At 54.8% G+C, this 620-nt stretch carries 1 protein-coding gene; it reads right to left on the bottom strand.

Annotation, left to right across the window (positions count from 1 at the left end):
• Positions 1 to 94: 94 nt before the first annotated feature.
• Complete coding sequence (locus RE6C_RS14505; protein WP_236618217.1) at positions 95 to 565, bottom strand: hypothetical protein; 471 nt, start codon at positions 563 to 565, stop codon at positions 95 to 97.
• Between the last annotated feature and the right edge of the window lie 55 nt (positions 566 to 620).

Here is a 620-nt window from a genome sequence, read left to right as displayed (position 1 = left end):
CGAACGTCACCGATCAGCCGGCGGCGACGGTTGATCTTCCACTTCAAAACGCACGACTTCGCCGCTCGGTTGCATCGGATGGTTCCCCGCAGCTTTAGAGTCTGACGTAGTGTTTCCACACGATGTAAGTTTTGGTCTCGCCGCTGCCGCGTGATACGATCAACGTCGTGGAAGTCGATAAAGTATTGACAAGGATCGTATGGAGGGCAAATGGGCGGCCTTCGGAGTCGTCCGACACCAGAACGGAGCGACCGTCTTTGAGTTTAGCTTTCGTCTTGTCGTCGGCGTTTTTGTCCGGGGCCAATTTTGTCTTGTAGAAGGCGAGTACCTTTTCGACCGAGTCGTCGGTTGTCATTGTGGTCTTGCATACAAGCGACTGCACAGTGCGATTGCCATCGCTGTTAACCGTGGCGGCATCCGACATCTCTGCACCGTTGAGATTGGAATTGGGGTAACTCCATTGTGAAATCGTGCCCATCAAGGTAACCGACTCGTCAGCAGTGGCCGGTTGGCTAGCAATGGAGGCGCAAGCTACGGAAAACAGGATCGCGGCGATCAATCGCATAGCGGAGGCTTTCGGTTGGAAGAACTTGGGCATTCGTGTCGCGAATGTGCGGGGG

The organism is Rhodopirellula europaea 6C (assembly GCF_000338295.1).
Classification (GTDB): domain Bacteria; phylum Planctomycetota; class Planctomycetia; order Pirellulales; family Pirellulaceae; genus Rhodopirellula; species Rhodopirellula europaea.
The sequence above is the reverse complement of the archived record's forward strand: the minus strand, read 5'-3'. Positions and strand labels throughout refer to the sequence as shown.